We start from the raw sequence: 14,813 nt of genomic DNA, 5'->3' as shown, positions 1-14,813 counted from the left end.
TGTTTCGGCCTCCCGGCGACTCTCGGCCATTGTCAGTGGCGGGGGCTAGGGTCGCCAGCAGGTCGTCCTTCCGTGCGGCCGGGACGCGATTCGGGGACATCGGGGGAGGTGGGGCGGGGTGAGCGGGCAGAGCTGTCTGGTGGCCAACGACTGGATCTGCGGTGAGTACGTCCGCTCCCGCGGCCAGGAGTTGACCGACGCGACCGTGCAGCACGTGTGGATCACGGCGGCCTCGGTGGCCATCGGGGTGGTCGTGGCCTTCCCGCTCGCGCTGCTCGCCCGGCGGTACCGCGGCGTCGCGGGCCCGATCCTCGGTCTGACCACCGTCCTCTACTCGATTCCCTCGCTCGCGATGTTCTCGCTGCTGCTGCCGCTCTTCGGACTCTCCGCCTCGCTGGTCATCACCGGCCTGGTGCTGTACTCACTGACGATCCTGGTCCGCAACATCCTCGCGGGACTGCACGCCGTCCCCGAAGAGGCCCGCGAGGCCGCGCGCGGTATGGGGTACGGGCCGCTGCGGCTGCTCTGGGAGGTCGAACTGCCGCTCGCGCTGCCCTCCGTGCTCGCCGGCGTGCGCATCGCCACGGTCTCCACCGTCGCCCTGACGACCGTGGGGTACATCGTGGACTACGGCGGTCTCGGCACCCTGATCATCAGCGGACTGCACAGCGACTTCAAGGCGCAGGTGCTCACCGCGTCCGTGATCTGCGTGCTGCTCGCCCTGGTCGCCGACCTGCTGCTGCTCGCCCTCCAGCGCCTGCTCACCCCCTGGGCGCGCGCGGGCCGCACTCCCCGAAGAGGGCTCATACGCCGAATACGGCGTTCGGGCCCCGCGAAGGTGGCTGAAGCGGCATGAACGCGATATCGGGGGCGTACGACTGGCTGACGACCGGTGCCAACTGGCAGGGAGAGAAGGGGGTCTGGCACCGGCTCGCGGAGCACCTGTACTTCAGCGGGGTCACGCTCGCCGTCTCCTGCCTGATCGCGCTGCCCCTCGCGCTGTGGCTCGGGCACATCGGCAAGGGGGGCGGGCTCGCCGTCAACCTCTCCAACGTCGGGCGGGCGGTGCCCACGCTGGCCGTGCTCGTGCTGCTCACGCTGACGCCGCTCGGTGAGCACGGCGATCTGCCGACGCTCATCGCTCTGGTGCTGTTCGCGGTGCCGCCGCTGCTGACCAACGCCTACATCGGGATGAGCGAGGTGGACCGGTCGGTCCTGGAGGCCGCGCGCGGCATGGGGATGAGCGGCGGCCAGGTGTTCCGCCAGGTCGAACTGCCGCTCGCATATCCGCTGATCATGACCGGGGTGCGGTCCGCCACGGTGCAGATCATCGCCACGGCGACGCTCGCCGCGTCGGCGGGCGAAGGGGGGCTCGGCCGGATCATCACCGCCGGGTTCAGCCTGCAGAACACGCCCCAGGTGGTCGCGGGCGCCTTACTGGTGGCGGTGCTCGCCCTGCTGGTGGAGGGCGTGCTGGTGATGGCCGGGCGGCTCTTCGACCCCATGCGTGGGCGTGCGGGTGCCACGCGCTGACGTGCGGGTCCTCCTTTGACGCCCTGGTGACGCCCTGGCGTGCGGGTCCTCTTTCAACGCTCTGACGCGCAGAACTTCTTTCAACTCTCGATAGGTGGACGACCATGAACAGCAGAACGCGTCGAATGGCGGTCGCGGCGGTCGCCGCCGGCGCACTGACCGCCGGGCTCTCCGCGTGCGGCGGGGACAGCCTGGAGAACAACGGCTCCGACAAGGCATCGGGCGGGGGCAAGGGCGAACTCGTCGTGGGAGCCGCCGGATTCACCGAGGCGAAGGTGCTCGGCGAGCTCTACCGGCAGGTGCTCACCAACGCCGGGTACAGCGTGACGGTCAGGACCGTCGAGAACCGCGAGATCTATGAACCCCAGCTGGAGAAGGGGGCCATCGACGTCGTCCCCGAATACGCGGCGACGCTCGCGGAATTCCTCAACCTCAAGAAGAACGGTGCGAACGCGAAGGCCGTCGCCTCCAGCGATGTCGACGCCACCGTCTCCGCGTTGAAGAAGCTGGCCGAGCCGAAGGGGCTGAAGGTGCTGCCGGCCGGCGAGGCGGTCGACCAGAACGCGTTCGCGGTGAGCGCCGAATTCGCCAAGAAGCACAACCTCAAGACGCTTTCCGATCTCGGGAAGTCGGGTCTCAAGGTCAAGATCGCGGCCGGGGACGAATGCGAGACGCGGCCCTTCTGCGCGCCGGGTCTGAAGAAGACGTACGGAATCGACGTCTCCGGAATCGACCCCAAGGGTGTCGGTACGACGCAGGCCAAGCAGGCGGTCAAGAACGGCACGGACCAGTTGGTGCTGACGACCACCACGGACGCGACGCTGAAGAACTTCGGCCTGGTGCTCCTGAAGGACGACAAGGGTCTGCAGAATGCGGACAACGTCCTTCCGGTGGTGAACGCGAAGGACGCCGGCAGCCAGGAGATAGCCGACGCACTCGCGAAGCTCACCGACACACTCAGCACCGATGATCTTGTGGAACTCAACCGCAAGGTCGACGCGGAGCGTCAGAAGGAGGCCGATGTGGCCAAGGAGTATCTGCGGGCGAAGGGGCTGATCAAGAAGTAGGCGATGGGTTTGGCCGAGCGGTGGCCGAGGAGGGCCGAGGGTTTGGCTGAACGGCTTGGCCGAAGGGGCTGATTGAGAAGTAAAGGGACAAGTGTGGGCCCTATGGACGGCCGGGGCGGTGTGAAGGCTTCGGGGTGGCTGTGTTTTTACCGGGCGGGCCACCATGATTCGCCTACGCGCGGTAAGTTTCTGGCCATGCCACGTGGACGTCACCGCCATTCCCCGCCCTTGCACAGGCTGCTGCCTCCTTCGGCGATCGCAGGCGTCTCGCTCGTCTGCGCCGTGGGGCCCTGGCTGTTCACGGAGCCGCTGGTGCTCCGTGGGCTGGCCGCGGGTGCCGCGGCGACGGCGGTCGTCGGCGCGGTCGTCATGCGCCGCTGGGACACGGCGGCGGGCAAGCGCGTCGCGGACCTCACGCGCGCGCGGGCGAGCGACGAGTGGCGTCACGAGGAGCGCGTCGCCGAGTTGGAGACCGACCTCGACGAGTCGCGCGAGCTGCGCACCAAGCTGGAGCACAAGCTGCGCGCCAAGCGTGCCGAGTTGGCGGGCCTGCGCAACGAACACGCGGCGCTGCTCCGGCGGTACGCCACGGCCGAGACGGAGCGGGCGAGCGCCCTGGAAGGGCGCCGCCGGCTCGAGATAGAGGCGACGGCTCCGGCACGCGCGCTCCCGGCGGCCCGGACGGCACCGGGGGAGTCGGAGACTCCGGGGTCCGAGGGGTCTCAGGACGCGGTGACTTCCCCCGCGGTGGCTGCGGGTGCCGCGGGTGCTGCGGGTGCTGCGGCTTCCGGGGATGCGGTGGCTTCCGAGAGTGTGGTGGCTTCCGAGAGTGCGGTGGCTCCCGAGGCCGACGTGGCTTCCGGGGACGAGGTGGCTCCCGACGTGTTCTCTCCCTCCGGGTCGTCGCTCTTCCTGCGGGCCAACGCGGCGCTGAACCGGATCGCGAGCGGCGCTCCGGCGACGGAGGAGCGCCCGGCACCGGCCGGGCCGGTCGAGTCCGGCTCGACGAAGTCCGATTCGACCAAGACCGACTCGGTGCACTCTGAGCTGGCGCAGTCTGAGGCGGTGCGCTCGGAGGCGGCGAGCTCTGAGCCGGTGGGCTCTGAGGCGGTGCGCCCTACGGCGGTGCGCTCTGAGGCGGTGAACGGCGAGCCTCCGAAAGGCGGTTCCGCCGAGGCGGGTCCGTCCTCGGACGCCATAGCGGAGGAGGGCGACGCCGAGGGGAAGCCCGAGGCGGTCGGCGGGCACGAGCGCGCGACCGCCGAGGCGAAGCCGCCCCAGTCGACCCCGGCCGCGAGGGCGCCCCAGGCGGCGAAGCCCGTGAAGCCCTCCGGGCACTTCACTGTGCCGACCGCGGTGGCCGTCGTACCGGCGGCGCCCGTGCGGCGCCCGTCGGTCGAGGGCGGCTTCGACTTCTTCGGTACGCAGAAGGAGTCGTCGGCACAGGCGCTGGAGGCCGTGCAGAACGAGGATCTCGCGGACGTCGTCGGCCAGGAGGCGCTCGCCCTGCACAAGGCCGAGGCCGAGGCCGGGTTCAAGCCCGCGGACGAGGGGGCCCGCGGCGTCGGCCAGGTCATCGACCTGACCGCCCACGACGAAACAGAACAAATCAACATGTCAGGCCTCCGCAGCGCGGCCTCCTGACGATCATCCGTAATCCGTAATCCGTAATCCGTAATCCGTAATCCGTCATCGTCATAGCTGCGGGCAATCGTGCCGCTGGGGCGGCACGGGTGGGCGCAGCGGCACCCTGCAAGCGCCGGCAAGCGCACCCACTTCGGACGCCCGCCCCCACCCGGGGTGCCCATGAACCAGGCGCGACGGAAAAGCCGACGTGACGCAGGCGTCAAGGCCCGGCCGACGTCAGGGAAAGGCCGGCGTCACGGGAAAGCCGACGTCATGGAAAGCCGGCGTCACGGAAGGGCCGACGTCACGGAAAGGCCGGCGTCACGCCATCCACCGATCCGGCCGAGCCTCCCGCCGCCCCGTACGGGACCGATCGGCCTGCGCCTCAAGCAGCTCCGCCGCCTCCCCGGCCCCCCGCAGCCGCGCCGTCACCGTCTTGCCGGCCCCCGTGTCGACATGCACGTCGGCGAGCCCCTTGAACCGTTCCCACGGCCCCTGAGTCACCCGCACGCTCTGCACCTTCGCGTGCGGCACGAGCGAGAGGCTGCGGCGCAACAGCCCGTGCCGCGCAGCGAACACGGTGTCGGTGACGGCGAGCCCGTACCCCCGCCACCAGAACGGCACGCACCACCCGGCCCGCCGCGGCGACCGGGACAAGGACGACGGCAACGCCGACGACAGAGAGGCCGACAACGCCGGCGCCGAAGCCGACAAGGGCGACGCCGAAGCCGACAAGGGCGACGCGGAAGAAGACAAGGGCGACGCCGAAGAAGACAGCGGCGGCGGCACCGTCACCACCGCCAGCACCCCCGCGATCACCGACTCGGCAACCTCGCGCGGAGCGACGGGCACGAGCACGGAGTTCGACGACCCGGCCACGTCCAGCTCGACGCGCACCCACCCGCGCCGCCGCCACAGCAAGGGCTCCACGATCCGTACGGTCTGCACGCGCCCGGGCGGCACCGTCTCGTGGGTACGGTCGAGGAGTCCGTGGTCGATGCGGAGGCCGTCCGGCGATTCGCCCACCGTCCAGTCGTACTCGCCGACGAACCGCCCCACGCTGCTCGCGCCCGCCGCGCCGAGCAGCGGCACCCCGGTCGCGAGGACCGTCCACACGCTGTGGGTGGCGAACCACAGCAGCGGCGGTACGACGAGCGCGGCGGCCAGCGAGCCCCAGGTGGCGCCGGTGAGCACCAGGGAAACGGCCAGCACGCGCGCGGGGACGTGCAGCAGCTGCCGTACCGGAGCCTCGCCGACCTCGTGCGCGGTCTCCGGCGCGAAACCGGCCGCGCGGGCGAGGAGTTCGGCGCGCAGTGCGCGGGCCTCGCCCTCACCCAAGTACGCCAGTTCGTCCTTCTTGTCGGTCCCGACGACGTCGAGTTTGAGCTTGGCGACGCCCGCGACGCGGGCCAGCAGGGGCTGGGTGATGTCGACGGCCTGGAGCCGTTCGAGCCGGATGTGCGCGGTGCGCCGGAACAACAGCCCAGTACGGATGCGCAGTTCGGTGTCGGTCACCGCGAAGTGCGTGAACCACCAGCCCAGAAAGCCGTAGAGGGCCGCTCCGGGGACGATCACGGCGAGCCCGAGGAGCAGCGCGGTCGTCGTGAGTCTGGTCAGCTGCTCCTGCGCCTGGTTGGGGTCGTGGACGGCCCAGCCGGCGATCACCGCGACCGGTGCCCAGGCGCGCCGGAACGGCGTCACGGGGTGCAGCCGCCGCTCGACCAGCGGCTTCTCCTGCCGTACGGCGTCCTCCGTACCCGGCATCGGCGTCGTCACAGCCCCGCCGATCGTGCCTCGCCCAGCTCCGTCAGCCGGTCCCGCAGCCGCTCGGCCTCGGCCGGGTCGAGGCCCGGGATGCACGCGTCGGTCGCCGCGGCCGCCGTGTGCAGCTGCACGCTCGCGAGCCCGAAGTGCCGCTCCACGGGCCCGGAGGTCACCTCGACCAGCTGCATCCGCCCGTACGGCACCACCGTCTCCTCGCGCCACAGCACACCGCGGCTGATCAGCAGGTCGTCCGCGCGCTCGGCGTACCGCCAGGATCGCCAGTTGCGCCCCAGCATGCGCCAGCCCCAGACCGTCAGGGCGAGCGGCAGCAGCGCGAAGGCCGCCCAGACCGGCCCGGCGAGCAGCCCGAGCAGCAGCCCCACCGCGATCGTCAGCAGCCCCAGCCACACCACCAGCAACATCCGTCGCATCCGCAACAGCCCCGGAGGCAGCCCGGTCCAGACCGGCTCCGCCTCGGCGTTCTGCGTGGTCCCCGTCTCCATGTCGCAAGCGTACGTACGACAGACTGTTCCCATGACTCCTACGACGGAGACCATGGTCGGTATCGGCGGCGCCGCGGAGAGCACCGACATGGTGCTCAACATCGGGCCCCAGCACCCGTCCACGCACGGCGTGCTGCGGCTGCGGCTCGTGCTCGACGGCGAGCGGATCCAGCACGCGGAGCCGGTCATCGGCTATATGCACCGCGGCGCGGAGAAGCTCTTCGAGGCGCGCGACTACCGCCAGATCATCATGCTCGCCAACCGCCACGACTGGCTGTCCGCGTTCTCGAACGAGCTGGGCGTGGTCCTCGGCGTCGAGCGGATGCTCGGCATGGAGGTCCCCGAGCGCGCGGTGTGGATGCGCACGCTGCTCGCGGAGCTCAACCGCGTCCTGAACCATCTGATGTTCCTGGGCTCGTACCCCCTGGAGCTGGGCGGGATCACGCCGATCTTCTACGCCTTCACCGAGCGCGAGGAACTCCAGCACGTCATGGAGGAGATCTCCGGCGGGCGTATGCACTACATGTTCAACCGCGTCGGCGGGCTCAAGGAGGACCTTCCGGCCGGATGGACCACGCGTGCGCGTGCCTCCGTCGCCGCGCTCCGCTCACGGATGGCCGTGTACGACGACCTGGTGCTCGGCAACGAGATCTTCCGGGGGCGTACGCGGGGCGTGGGGGCGCTCACGCCGGAGGCCGTGCACGCGTACGGCGTGAGCGGGCCGATCGCGCGCGCCTCCGGAGTCGACTTCGACCTGCGCCGGGACGAGCCGTACCTCGCCTACGGGGAGCTCCAGGACACCCTGAAGGTGGTCACCCGCCAGGCGGGCGACTGCCTGGCACGCTTCGAGTGCCTCCTGGAGCAGACGCACAACTCGCTCGACCTCGCCGACGCCTGCCTCGACCGGCTCGCCGAACTGCCGCCGGGGCCGATCAACCAGCGGCTGCCCAAGGTCCTGAAAGCGCCCGAGGGGCACACGTACGCCTGGACCGAGAACCCCCTCGGCATCAACGGCTACTACCTGGTCAGCAAGGGCGAGAAGACCCCGTACCGGCTGAAGCTGCGCTCGGCCTCGTTCAACAACATCCAGGCGCTCACCGAGCTGCTGCCTGGCACGCTGGTCGCGGACATGGTGGCGATCCTGGGGTCACTGTTCTTCGTGGTCGGCGACATCGACAAGTAGCTCCCCAAGAGGAGCGTGTGGAATTCCCACCGGCTGGAGCAGCCAGCCGAAGTCGCCGAGACCGCCGGGAGCGGTGAGCTCCGCGCCCGCGCCCGCGCTCGCGAGGGCACGTACGTATGCCGTGGGGTCCGTGGAGGCCAGCGCGAGCGGGGGGCGTGCGCCGCTCACGCCCAGCGCGCGAAGTGCCGCGCGCTGGGTGATCACGCGCCCCCCGCGGCCTCCGCGCGCCGCACACGCGTCGAGCGCCACGTGCGCCGTGATGTCGCACGAACCGTCCGGCACCGGCGCCGTCTCCCGCCCCTCCCGGAAGCCGGTGAGCGTCCCGAAGGGCGGTCGGGTGGCGGTGCGGTGCGCGTAGTCGACGGCGACGGCGAGACCCCGGCCGACGGTGGACACGGCGGAGGCCCAGGCGGTGTCCCGGGGGAGACCGATCTCGGCGCGGGTTCCTTCGCAGGACAGTGGGTCGCGGGCCGACGTCTCGGTGCTCAGCGTCTCGGTGTCCGGCGCTTCGGGAGCCGCCGGTCCGGACGGCAGCGGCCACCACTTCCGCAGCCATTCCGAGTCCGCGCCCCTCACGGGCTCCCCGAGGCGTTCGGTCCCGTCCCGGCGTACGAGAACCAGGCGTCGTACGCCGTCGGAGTCCGCCTCGGCGACGTCCACGGGCACGTTGTCCAGCCACTCGTTGGCGAACAGCAGCCCGGTGATCCCCTTCGGGGGCTCGGGGAGCCACTCGATCCGGTGGTCGAGGCCGGCGGGGCGCGCGGCGCGCTCGACCGCGTACGCCCGCGTGCGGGATGCCACGTGCGCGGGGAGCGCGCCGAGCACACCGATCGCCAGCTCGCCGTGGCCCGCCGCCATGTCCACGAACGCGAGCGAGGCGGGGTGGCCGAGCGCCTCGTCGACCCGGCACAGCAGCTCGGCCACGGCCCGCGCGAAGAGCGGGGAGGCGTGCACCGAGGTGCGGAAGTGTCCGGCGGGCCCCTCGGGCCTGCGATAGAAGCCGGAAGGCCCGTACAGCGCCTCCTCCGTCGCCTCGCGCCAGCCCCGCCATTCGCCTGTCGCCTCACGTCTCACGGGGTCAGGCTAAGCGTCAGGGATCGGGGAGCCTCCACCTTGGGGAGTACGAAGGTCGGTTACGGATCGGTCCTCCGGTTGACCCCTGCACACTGCACGCTTCCCTACTCTGGGTTACGTGCAGCGCCTCTATGACTTCCTCCGCAGGCACCCGACGTGGGTCGACAGCTTCTGGGCCGTCGCCCTGCTCGGGATCACCGGCGTGAACATCACGAGTGTCAACGGGGCTCCGGATCACCACGGGACGCTCGCCGCGGCGCTCCCGATCGCCGTCGTCCTGTGCGTGGTGGTCGCGCTGCGCCGCCGTATGCCCGAGAAGATGCTCGTCCTGACCGCGGTGATGGGCCTCGCTCAGCTGATCCTCGACGTCGAGATCATGTCGGCCGACTTCGCGATGCTGGTGATCATCTACACCGTCGCCGCGGACGGCGCACGCTGGGCCTCCCGGCTCGCGCTGATCGGCGGCCTCTGCGCGGGGCCCCTCGCGCAGATCCGCTGGCCCGACGGGCAGGCAGGCGCGCTGGGCAGCGTCCTGATAGCGGTCTTCCAGACCGTCCCGTTCGCGCTCGCCTGGGTCCTTGGCGACTCCATCCGCACCCGCCGCGCCTACCTCGCCCAGCTGGAGGAGCGCGCCGCCCGCCTGGAGAAGGAGCGCGAGGCGCAGTCCAAGGTCGCGGTCGCCGCCGAGCGCGCCCGGATCGCCCGCGAGCTGCACGACGTGGTCGCGCACAACGTCTCGGTGATGGTGGTCCAGGCGGACGGTGCCGCGTACGTTCTGGACACCGCCCCCGAGCAGGCCAGGAAGGCCCTGGAGACCATCTCCGGAACCGGCCGCCAGGCCCTCGCCGAGATGCGCCGCCTGCTCGGCGTCCTGCGCACCGGCGAGCACCAGGAGAGCGGCGAGTATGTGCCGCAGCCCGACGTCGAGCAGCTCGACGACCTCATCGAGCAGTGCCGCACCTCGGGCCTCCCCGTCGACTTCAAGGTGGAGGGCACCCCGCGCCCCCTCCCCAGCGGCGTAGAACTCACGGCGTACCGGATCGTGCAGGAGGCGCTCACCAACACGCGCAAGCACGGGGGCCCGAACACGGGAGCGAGCGTGCGCCTGGTCTACTTCGACGACGGCCTCGGCCTGCTCGTGGAGGACGACGGCAAGGGCGCACCCCACGAGCTGTACGAGGAGGGGGGCGCCGACGGCCAGGGCCACGGCCTGATCGGCATGCGGGAACGCGTCGGAATGGTCGGCGGAACCCTGGACGCGGGGCCGCGGCCCGGCGGAGGCTTCCGTATCAGCGCCCTGCTCCCGCTCAAGCCCGCACACTGACACCTGTCCGTCACTGACACCTGTACATATCCGTCATTGACACCTGTACATACCTGAAAGGACCCCGATGGCGATCCGCGTGATGCTCGTCGACGACCAGGTGCTGCTGCGCACCGGTTTCCGGATGGTGCTCGACGCCCAGCCGGACATGGAGGTCGTGGCCGAGGCGGGCGACGGCGTCGAGGCCCTTCAGGTGCTGCGCGCCACCGCGGTCGACGTGGTGCTGATGGACGTCCGCATGCCGAAGCTCGACGGCGTCGAGACGACCCGCCGCATCTGCTCCGAGTCCAACCCGCCGAAGGTGCTGATCCTCACCACCTTCGACCTCGACGAGTACGCCTTCTCCGGGCTGAAGGCGGGCGCCTCCGGCTTCATGCTCAAGGACGTGCCGCCCGGTGAGCTGCTGGCCGCCATCCGCTCCGTGCACAGCGGTGACGCCGTGGTCGCGCCCTCCACCACGCGGCGCCTGCTGGACCGTTTCGCGCCGATGCTGCCCAACGCCGGCAAGGAGCCGCAGCACAAGGAGCTGGAGCGGCTCACCGACCGCGAGCGCGAGGTCATGGTGCTGGTCGCGCAGGGCCTGTCGAACGGGGAGATCGCGGCACGCCTCGTCCTGTCCGAGGCGACCGTGAAGACGCACGTCGGACGCATCCTGACCAAGCTGGGGCTGCGGGATCGGGTGCAGGTGGTCGTGCTCGCGTACGAGACGGGGCTGGTCCGGGCGGGCGGGCACGGCTGACGGCCCGGCACGTCCCACGGCCCGGGCGGGCGGGCAGGCATGGCTGACGACTGTGCTCGGCTCACGGCCCGGGCGGGCAGGCATGGCTGACGACTGTGCTCGGCTCACGGCCCGGGCGGGCAGGCATGGCTGACGACTGTGCTCGGCTCACGGCTCCGGCCGCCGGGGGGCGTGACCGGCGCGTGACCGGCGCCCACTAGGGTCTGCGCATGCTCCTGTGGATCAACGGCCCCTTCGGGGGCGGCAAGACACAGACCGCACACGAGATCCAACGACGGCTGCCCGGCAGCGTCGTCTGCGACCCGGAACACGCCGGCTTCGGCCTTCGGCACATGATGCCGGCCGAACTGCGGGGTGATTTCCAGGACTTGGCGTCCTGGCGACAGGGCGTGGTCGAGGTGCTCGACCTCGCTCTCGGCAAGCACGACGGCGTGGTCATCGTCCCCATGACGGTCACGAATCCCCGTTACTTCGAGGAGACCGTCGGGCGGCTGCGCGAACTGGGCCACGACGTACGGCATTTCGCGCTCCTCGCCGAGCGCGAGACCGTGCTGAAGCGGCTGCGCGAGCGCGGTTTCGGACACCTCCTGCGGTACGTCGCCGGCAAGGACGCCCCGCTGCGGCACGAGAGTTGGGCCGTGGCGCAACTCGACCACTGCCTGGAGCGGCTGCGCGAGCCGGAGTTCGCCGAGCACCTGTGGACCGACCACACCACGGTCGCCAAGACGGCCGACCGCATCGCCGTGCTGGCGGGGCTGACGCTCACGCCGAATCGGGACGGGGCGGTACGGGGACGGCTGCGGAGGGCTTGGGTCGGGGCCAAGCACATCCGCTTCGACTGAGCCCCGGGGCACCGGGGGTCTCGAAGACACCGGCGTCAGCGCAGGATGCCCTCCAAGAAGTCAGCGCAGGATGCCCTCCAAGAAGTCGCTCCCCAGCCGGGCCACCACGGTGACGTCCAGCTGGTGCAGCACATACCGTCCCCGGCGTCTCGTCGTGATCAGCCCCGCCTTCTTCAGCACGCTCAGGTGCCGGGATATCTCGGGCGCCGTCATCCCGTGCACCTGTGCCAGCTCGCCCGTGGTGTACGCGCTGCGGGCCAGATGGCGGCAGATCCGCATCCGGACCGGGTGGGAGAGCGCGGTCATCCGCAGGGTGAGCTGCTCGACGGAGGGCGGGGTGGCGAGCTCGGGGGAGTTGACGGGGTAGTGCAGCACCGGCTGCCAGCGGTGGCGGTGGAGCACCATCAGGTGCGGCCGGCCGAGGCTGGTGGGGACGAGGAGCAGGCCGCCGTCCGCCGTGACCGTGTGACCCTCGGTCAGCTTGTCGACGGTGAGCCGGCCGGCCCTCTCGTCCATCGACACCGCGGAAGAGACCGAGGTCAGCGCCTCGGTCAGGCTCTTGCGCCGGAGCAGGTCCGTCTTGTGGCGGGCCTCCGCGGCCAGCTGGTGGCGCAGCCGGGACCAGGTCTCGGCGAAGAACGCTTCGTCGCAGTCCTGCAGGAACTGCCTCAGCCAGGCTCGCACGCTCGGCGGGTCCGCCAGCAGCCGCTCGGTGAACCTTGTCTGCTGCGGCCCGCGCGAGGCGGCCAGGTCGACGGCCCGGCGGCGCAGGCCCGGGTCGCTGAGCGCGCTCGGCCCTTCCGAGCCGTACGTCAGCGCGCACGTGAACTCCAGGGCCGCGTCCACGAACTGCTCGTCGGTGAGCTTGTCCAGCAGGTCCAGGTCCTCGGCGAGCGTCGCGCCCGGCAGCGTGGTCCCGCCGGGGATGCCCGCGCAGGGCAGGAACAGGTCTGAGAACGTCGTACGCCACAGGAAGTCCGCCTCGCACATGCGGTCCGCGAGGTGCGCGTCGAGCCGGGCGGTCACCCCTGTCGCCCAGCCCTGCAGTCCGGGGTGGTGCGCCGGCTCGGCCAGGGCATGCAGCGCCATCCCGAGCTCGGCCAGCGGTGACGGCACGACGGCGATCCGCTCCGCTCGCAGCCCGTTGATGTCGATGCGCACGCTCATGTCCCCATGGTGCACCCCGCCACTGACAACGCCGCCGTCGATTGACGGTGACCGTCAATCGGGGCGACAGGCGCCGTGAGCAGGGTCATTCTGGAGCGACCAACGACCGGGGCAGTCCGCGCGGGGCCTTCCGATCCCCTCCCTCGTCCCTGGAGACGATCCGCCATGAGCATCACCCAGCAGTACCTTCTCGACAGCTACCGGGCCCGACAGCATGGCGAGCCCACCCCTCCGGCGCCCGGCACGCACGACGTGCGGGTCGCGCGCGAGCTGCGCGGCTACCGGCAGTTCCGGGCCGTCGTGGCCGGGCACCCGGCACACGGGCGGATACGGGAGGCGCTGAGCCGGTGGCTGCACGGCCGCCGCGTCAGCTGCTGACGCGGAGCCCGTGCGGCCACTCGACCGTCGGTCGTGCAGCCACTCGACCGTCGGTCGTGCAGCCACTCGACCGTCGGCCGTGCAGCCGCTCCACCGTCGGCCGGACAGCCGTGCCACGGTGGTGGGGCGTCCGATGACGGTCAGCGGGGGCAGCCGGTGGCGGTCCCAGCGGGGAAGCCGTGTCGGTCAGCCAGGGCAGTCGATGACGGTCAGCGCAGGAGCTTTGTCGGTCAGCAGGGGGGCAGGTGACGGTCGGCCGGGGGGAACCGGCGACCCGCCGGCCCGAGGGGGCCGGTGACGGTCAGTGGGGGAGCCGCTCCACGAAGTCCCGCACGGCCGCCTTGACGTCGTCCGCCGTCCACTCCAGCCCCTCGGCCCGCACGGACACCTCCGTGACCGCCAGGCCGGGCCCGCGCGCGTCCCAGTGGTCGGAGAACAGGAAGGTCTTCGTCTCCTCGGCCTGCTCGACCGACGCGTCCGCGAGCACCTCGGCGTCGTACGGCAGCCAGACCTGGAACTCGTGGGTGTGCGGCTCCTCGGGGTGGACGCGCGCCCAGGGCACGCCGGCCGCCGCGAAACCCTCGCGCAGCGCCGCGGCGACCACGCGCGCGTGGGACACGTACTCCGGCAGCCGTGGCAGCTCCCGCTCCAGCCCGGCGAGCGCCGACAGGACGGCCGGGAACTGGTGGATGACCATGCCCCCGTACCGATGGCGCCAGGTCTTCGCCTCGTCGACTAGCGTCTTGGGACCCGCTAGCGCCGCGCCGCTGTAGCCGCCGAGCGACTTGTAGAACGACACGTAGACGCTGTCCGCGAGGCCGGCGATCTCCTCCAGGGGGCGGCCGAAGTGCGGTGTGCACTCCCACAGGCGTGCCCCGTCGAAGTGGACCACCGCGTCCCGCTCCCGGGCGGCTTCCACGACCTCGGAGAGTTCCTCCCAGGAGGGCAGCACGAAACCGGCGTCCCTGAGAGGCAGTTCGAGCATCAGCGCCCCGAAGGGCTCCTCGAAGTCCCGGACCTCGTCGGCGGTAGGCAGCCGGGGCTCGCTCGTCACACGGACCGGGCGCAGCCCGCTGACCGTGCTGAGCGCGTTGCGTTCGTGCACCTCGGGATGGCTCAGACCGTGCAGGGCGACGGTCGCGTTGCCGGTGCGGCCCGCCCAGCAGCGCAGCGCCACCTGCTGGGCCATCGTGCCCGTGGGGAAGAAGGCGGCGGCCTCCACGCCGAGCAGACTGGCGACCCGCTCCTCCAGGGCCTCGACGATGCGGTTCCCGTAGATGTCCACGGGTTCGTCCAGGTCGTACAGGTGCGCGGCCTCGTCCAGGACCGCGAGGCGTTCGCGGAGTGTGGCCCGGTGCCCGGGGCGCGCCAGGATGCGCCGGGCTCCCCGGTAGGCGGCCGTCCGCCGCTCCCGTCGCTGCTCCGCCTCGTCCGCCTCGGCCTGTTCCTCGCCTTGATCCGCCGAGGTCGTCCCGGCCCGTTCCTCGCCCTGTTCGACCGAGGTCGTCCCGGTCCGTTCCTCGCGCTGTTCCGCCGAGTCCGCCACGACCCGTTCTTCGCCCTGCGCCGCCGTATCGCTCATCCCCGGATCATCCCGTGGGCGGCCCCGCCCC

At 71.4% G+C, this 14,813-nt stretch carries 14 protein-coding genes; 9 read left to right on the top strand and 5 right to left on the bottom strand.

What is annotated here, in order from left to right; translation table 11 throughout:
* The first annotated feature begins 118 nt into the window (after positions 1–118).
* From ACFVXA_RS17160 to ACFVXA_RS17145, 4 genes are all read left to right on the top strand, one after another.
* Entirely contained in the window at positions 119–856 is a 738-nt protein-coding gene (locus ACFVXA_RS17160; protein ID WP_383739874.1) for an ABC transporter permease, read from the top strand.
* Positions 853–1,533, top strand: a complete 681-nt coding sequence (locus tag ACFVXA_RS17155) for an ABC transporter permease (RefSeq protein WP_383906188.1) — start codon at positions 853–855, stop codon at positions 1,531–1,533. The genes ACFVXA_RS17160 and ACFVXA_RS17155 overlap by 4 nt, the downstream gene beginning before the upstream one ends.
* Positions 1,534–1,637: 104 nt before the next feature.
* A complete protein-coding gene (locus ACFVXA_RS17150) occupies positions 1,638–2,600 on the top strand; it encodes an ABC transporter substrate-binding protein (RefSeq protein ID WP_390025434.1) in 963 nt (320 codons plus the stop codon).
* 195 nt (positions 2,601–2,795) lie between these two features.
* Complete coding sequence (locus tag ACFVXA_RS17145; RefSeq protein WP_390025432.1) at positions 2,796–4,244, top strand: hypothetical protein; 1,449 nt, start codon at positions 2,796–2,798, stop codon at positions 4,242–4,244.
* 303 nt (positions 4,245–4,547) lie between these two features.
* Here ACFVXA_RS17145 and ACFVXA_RS17140 read toward each other — a convergent pair whose 3' ends face one another.
* Both ACFVXA_RS17140 and ACFVXA_RS17135 read right to left on the bottom strand, forming a co-directional pair.
* Positions 4,548–6,002, bottom strand: coding sequence for a PH domain-containing protein (locus ACFVXA_RS17140; protein WP_390025430.1), 1,455 nt, complete (start codon positions 6,000–6,002; stop codon positions 4,548–4,550).
* Positions 5,999–6,493 carry a PH domain-containing protein gene (locus ACFVXA_RS17135; RefSeq protein ID WP_362028501.1) on the bottom strand — a complete coding sequence of 165 codons (495 nt, stop codon included), beginning with the start codon at positions 6,491–6,493 and terminating at the stop codon, positions 5,999–6,001. The genes ACFVXA_RS17140 and ACFVXA_RS17135 overlap by 4 nt, the downstream gene beginning before the upstream one ends.
* A gap of 31 nt (positions 6,494–6,524) precedes the next feature.
* On the opposite strand from ACFVXA_RS17135, the gene ACFVXA_RS17130 reads away from it, so the two are divergent.
* Positions 6,525–7,676 (top strand): NADH-quinone oxidoreductase subunit D, encoded by a 1,152-nt coding sequence (locus ACFVXA_RS17130; protein WP_362028504.1) that lies wholly within the window; start codon positions 6,525–6,527, stop codon positions 7,674–7,676.
* Here ACFVXA_RS17130 and ACFVXA_RS17125 read toward each other — a convergent pair.
* The gene (locus ACFVXA_RS17125) at positions 7,641–8,750 is read right to left on the bottom strand and encodes an SAM-dependent methyltransferase (RefSeq protein ID WP_383739863.1); all 1,110 of its coding nucleotides are present in this window, start codon (positions 8,748–8,750) and stop codon (positions 7,641–7,643) included. The genes ACFVXA_RS17130 and ACFVXA_RS17125 overlap by 36 nt on opposite strands.
* Positions 8,751–8,868: 118 nt before the next feature.
* On the opposite strand from ACFVXA_RS17125, the gene ACFVXA_RS17120 reads away from it, so the two are divergent.
* From ACFVXA_RS17120 to ACFVXA_RS17110, 3 genes are all read left to right on the top strand, one after another.
* Positions 8,869–10,074, top strand: coding sequence for a sensor histidine kinase (locus ACFVXA_RS17120; protein WP_362028510.1), 1,206 nt, complete (start codon positions 8,869–8,871; stop codon positions 10,072–10,074).
* A 67-nt stretch (positions 10,075–10,141) separates the two neighbouring features.
* The gene (locus ACFVXA_RS17115; RefSeq protein ID WP_362028513.1) at positions 10,142–10,813 is read left to right on the top strand and encodes a response regulator transcription factor; all 672 of its coding nucleotides are present in this window, start codon (positions 10,142–10,144) and stop codon (positions 10,811–10,813) included.
* Positions 10,814–11,022: 209 nt separating this feature from the next.
* On the top strand, positions 11,023–11,655 hold the full coding sequence (locus ACFVXA_RS17110) for an AAA family ATPase (RefSeq protein WP_390025428.1): 633 nt from the start codon (positions 11,023–11,025) through the stop codon (positions 11,653–11,655).
* A 60-nt stretch (positions 11,656–11,715) separates the two neighbouring features.
* Here ACFVXA_RS17110 and ACFVXA_RS17105 read toward each other — a convergent pair whose 3' ends face one another.
* Positions 11,716–12,822 (bottom strand): DUF5937 family protein, encoded by a 1,107-nt coding sequence (locus tag ACFVXA_RS17105; protein ID WP_362028518.1) that lies wholly within the window; start codon positions 12,820–12,822, stop codon positions 11,716–11,718.
* Positions 12,823–12,987: 165 nt separating this feature from the next.
* On the opposite strand from ACFVXA_RS17105, the gene ACFVXA_RS17100 reads away from it, so the two are divergent.
* Positions 12,988–13,200, top strand: coding sequence for a hypothetical protein (locus tag ACFVXA_RS17100; protein ID WP_362028521.1), 213 nt, complete (start codon positions 12,988–12,990; stop codon positions 13,198–13,200).
* 301 nt (positions 13,201–13,501) lie between these two features.
* On the opposite strand, the gene ACFVXA_RS17095 is transcribed toward ACFVXA_RS17100, so the two are convergent.
* Positions 13,502–14,782, bottom strand: coding sequence for a threonine aldolase family protein (locus tag ACFVXA_RS17095; RefSeq protein ID WP_390025426.1), 1,281 nt, complete (start codon positions 14,780–14,782; stop codon positions 13,502–13,504).
* Between the last annotated feature and the right edge of the window lie 31 nt (positions 14,783–14,813).

The sequence above is a fragment of the Streptomyces sp. NPDC058246 genome (assembly GCF_042881985.1).
Taxonomy (GTDB): Bacteria; Actinomycetota; Actinomycetes; order Streptomycetales; family Streptomycetaceae; genus Streptomyces.
This window is presented reverse-complemented; position numbering and strand designations above follow the sequence as displayed.

Coding starts and splice junctions, on each gene's coding strand:
- ACFVXA_RS17155 (WP_383906188.1), top strand. CDS start 853: ATGAACGCGATATCGGGGGCGTACGACTGGCTGACGACCGGTGCCAAC.
- ACFVXA_RS17110 (WP_390025428.1), top strand. CDS start 11,023: ATGCTCCTGTGGATCAACGGCCCCTTCGGGGGCGGCAAGACACAGACC.
- ACFVXA_RS17105 (WP_362028518.1), bottom strand. CDS start 12,822: ATGAGCGTGCGCATCGACATCAACGGGCTGCGAGCGGAGCGGATCGCC.
- ACFVXA_RS17100 (WP_362028521.1), top strand. CDS start 12,988: ATGAGCATCACCCAGCAGTACCTTCTCGACAGCTACCGGGCCCGACAG.
- ACFVXA_RS17145 (WP_390025432.1), top strand. CDS start 2,796: ATGCCACGTGGACGTCACCGCCATTCCCCGCCCTTGCACAGGCTGCTG.
- ACFVXA_RS17115 (WP_362028513.1), top strand. CDS start 10,142: ATGGCGATCCGCGTGATGCTCGTCGACGACCAGGTGCTGCTGCGCACC.
- ACFVXA_RS17095 (WP_390025426.1), bottom strand. CDS start 14,782: ATGAGCGATACGGCGGCGCAGGGCGAAGAACGGGTCGTGGCGGACTCG.
- ACFVXA_RS17130 (WP_362028504.1), top strand. CDS start 6,525: ATGACTCCTACGACGGAGACCATGGTCGGTATCGGCGGCGCCGCGGAG.
- ACFVXA_RS17135 (WP_362028501.1), bottom strand. CDS start 6,493: ATGGAGACGGGGACCACGCAGAACGCCGAGGCGGAGCCGGTCTGGACC.
- ACFVXA_RS17150 (WP_390025434.1), top strand. CDS start 1,638: ATGAACAGCAGAACGCGTCGAATGGCGGTCGCGGCGGTCGCCGCCGGC.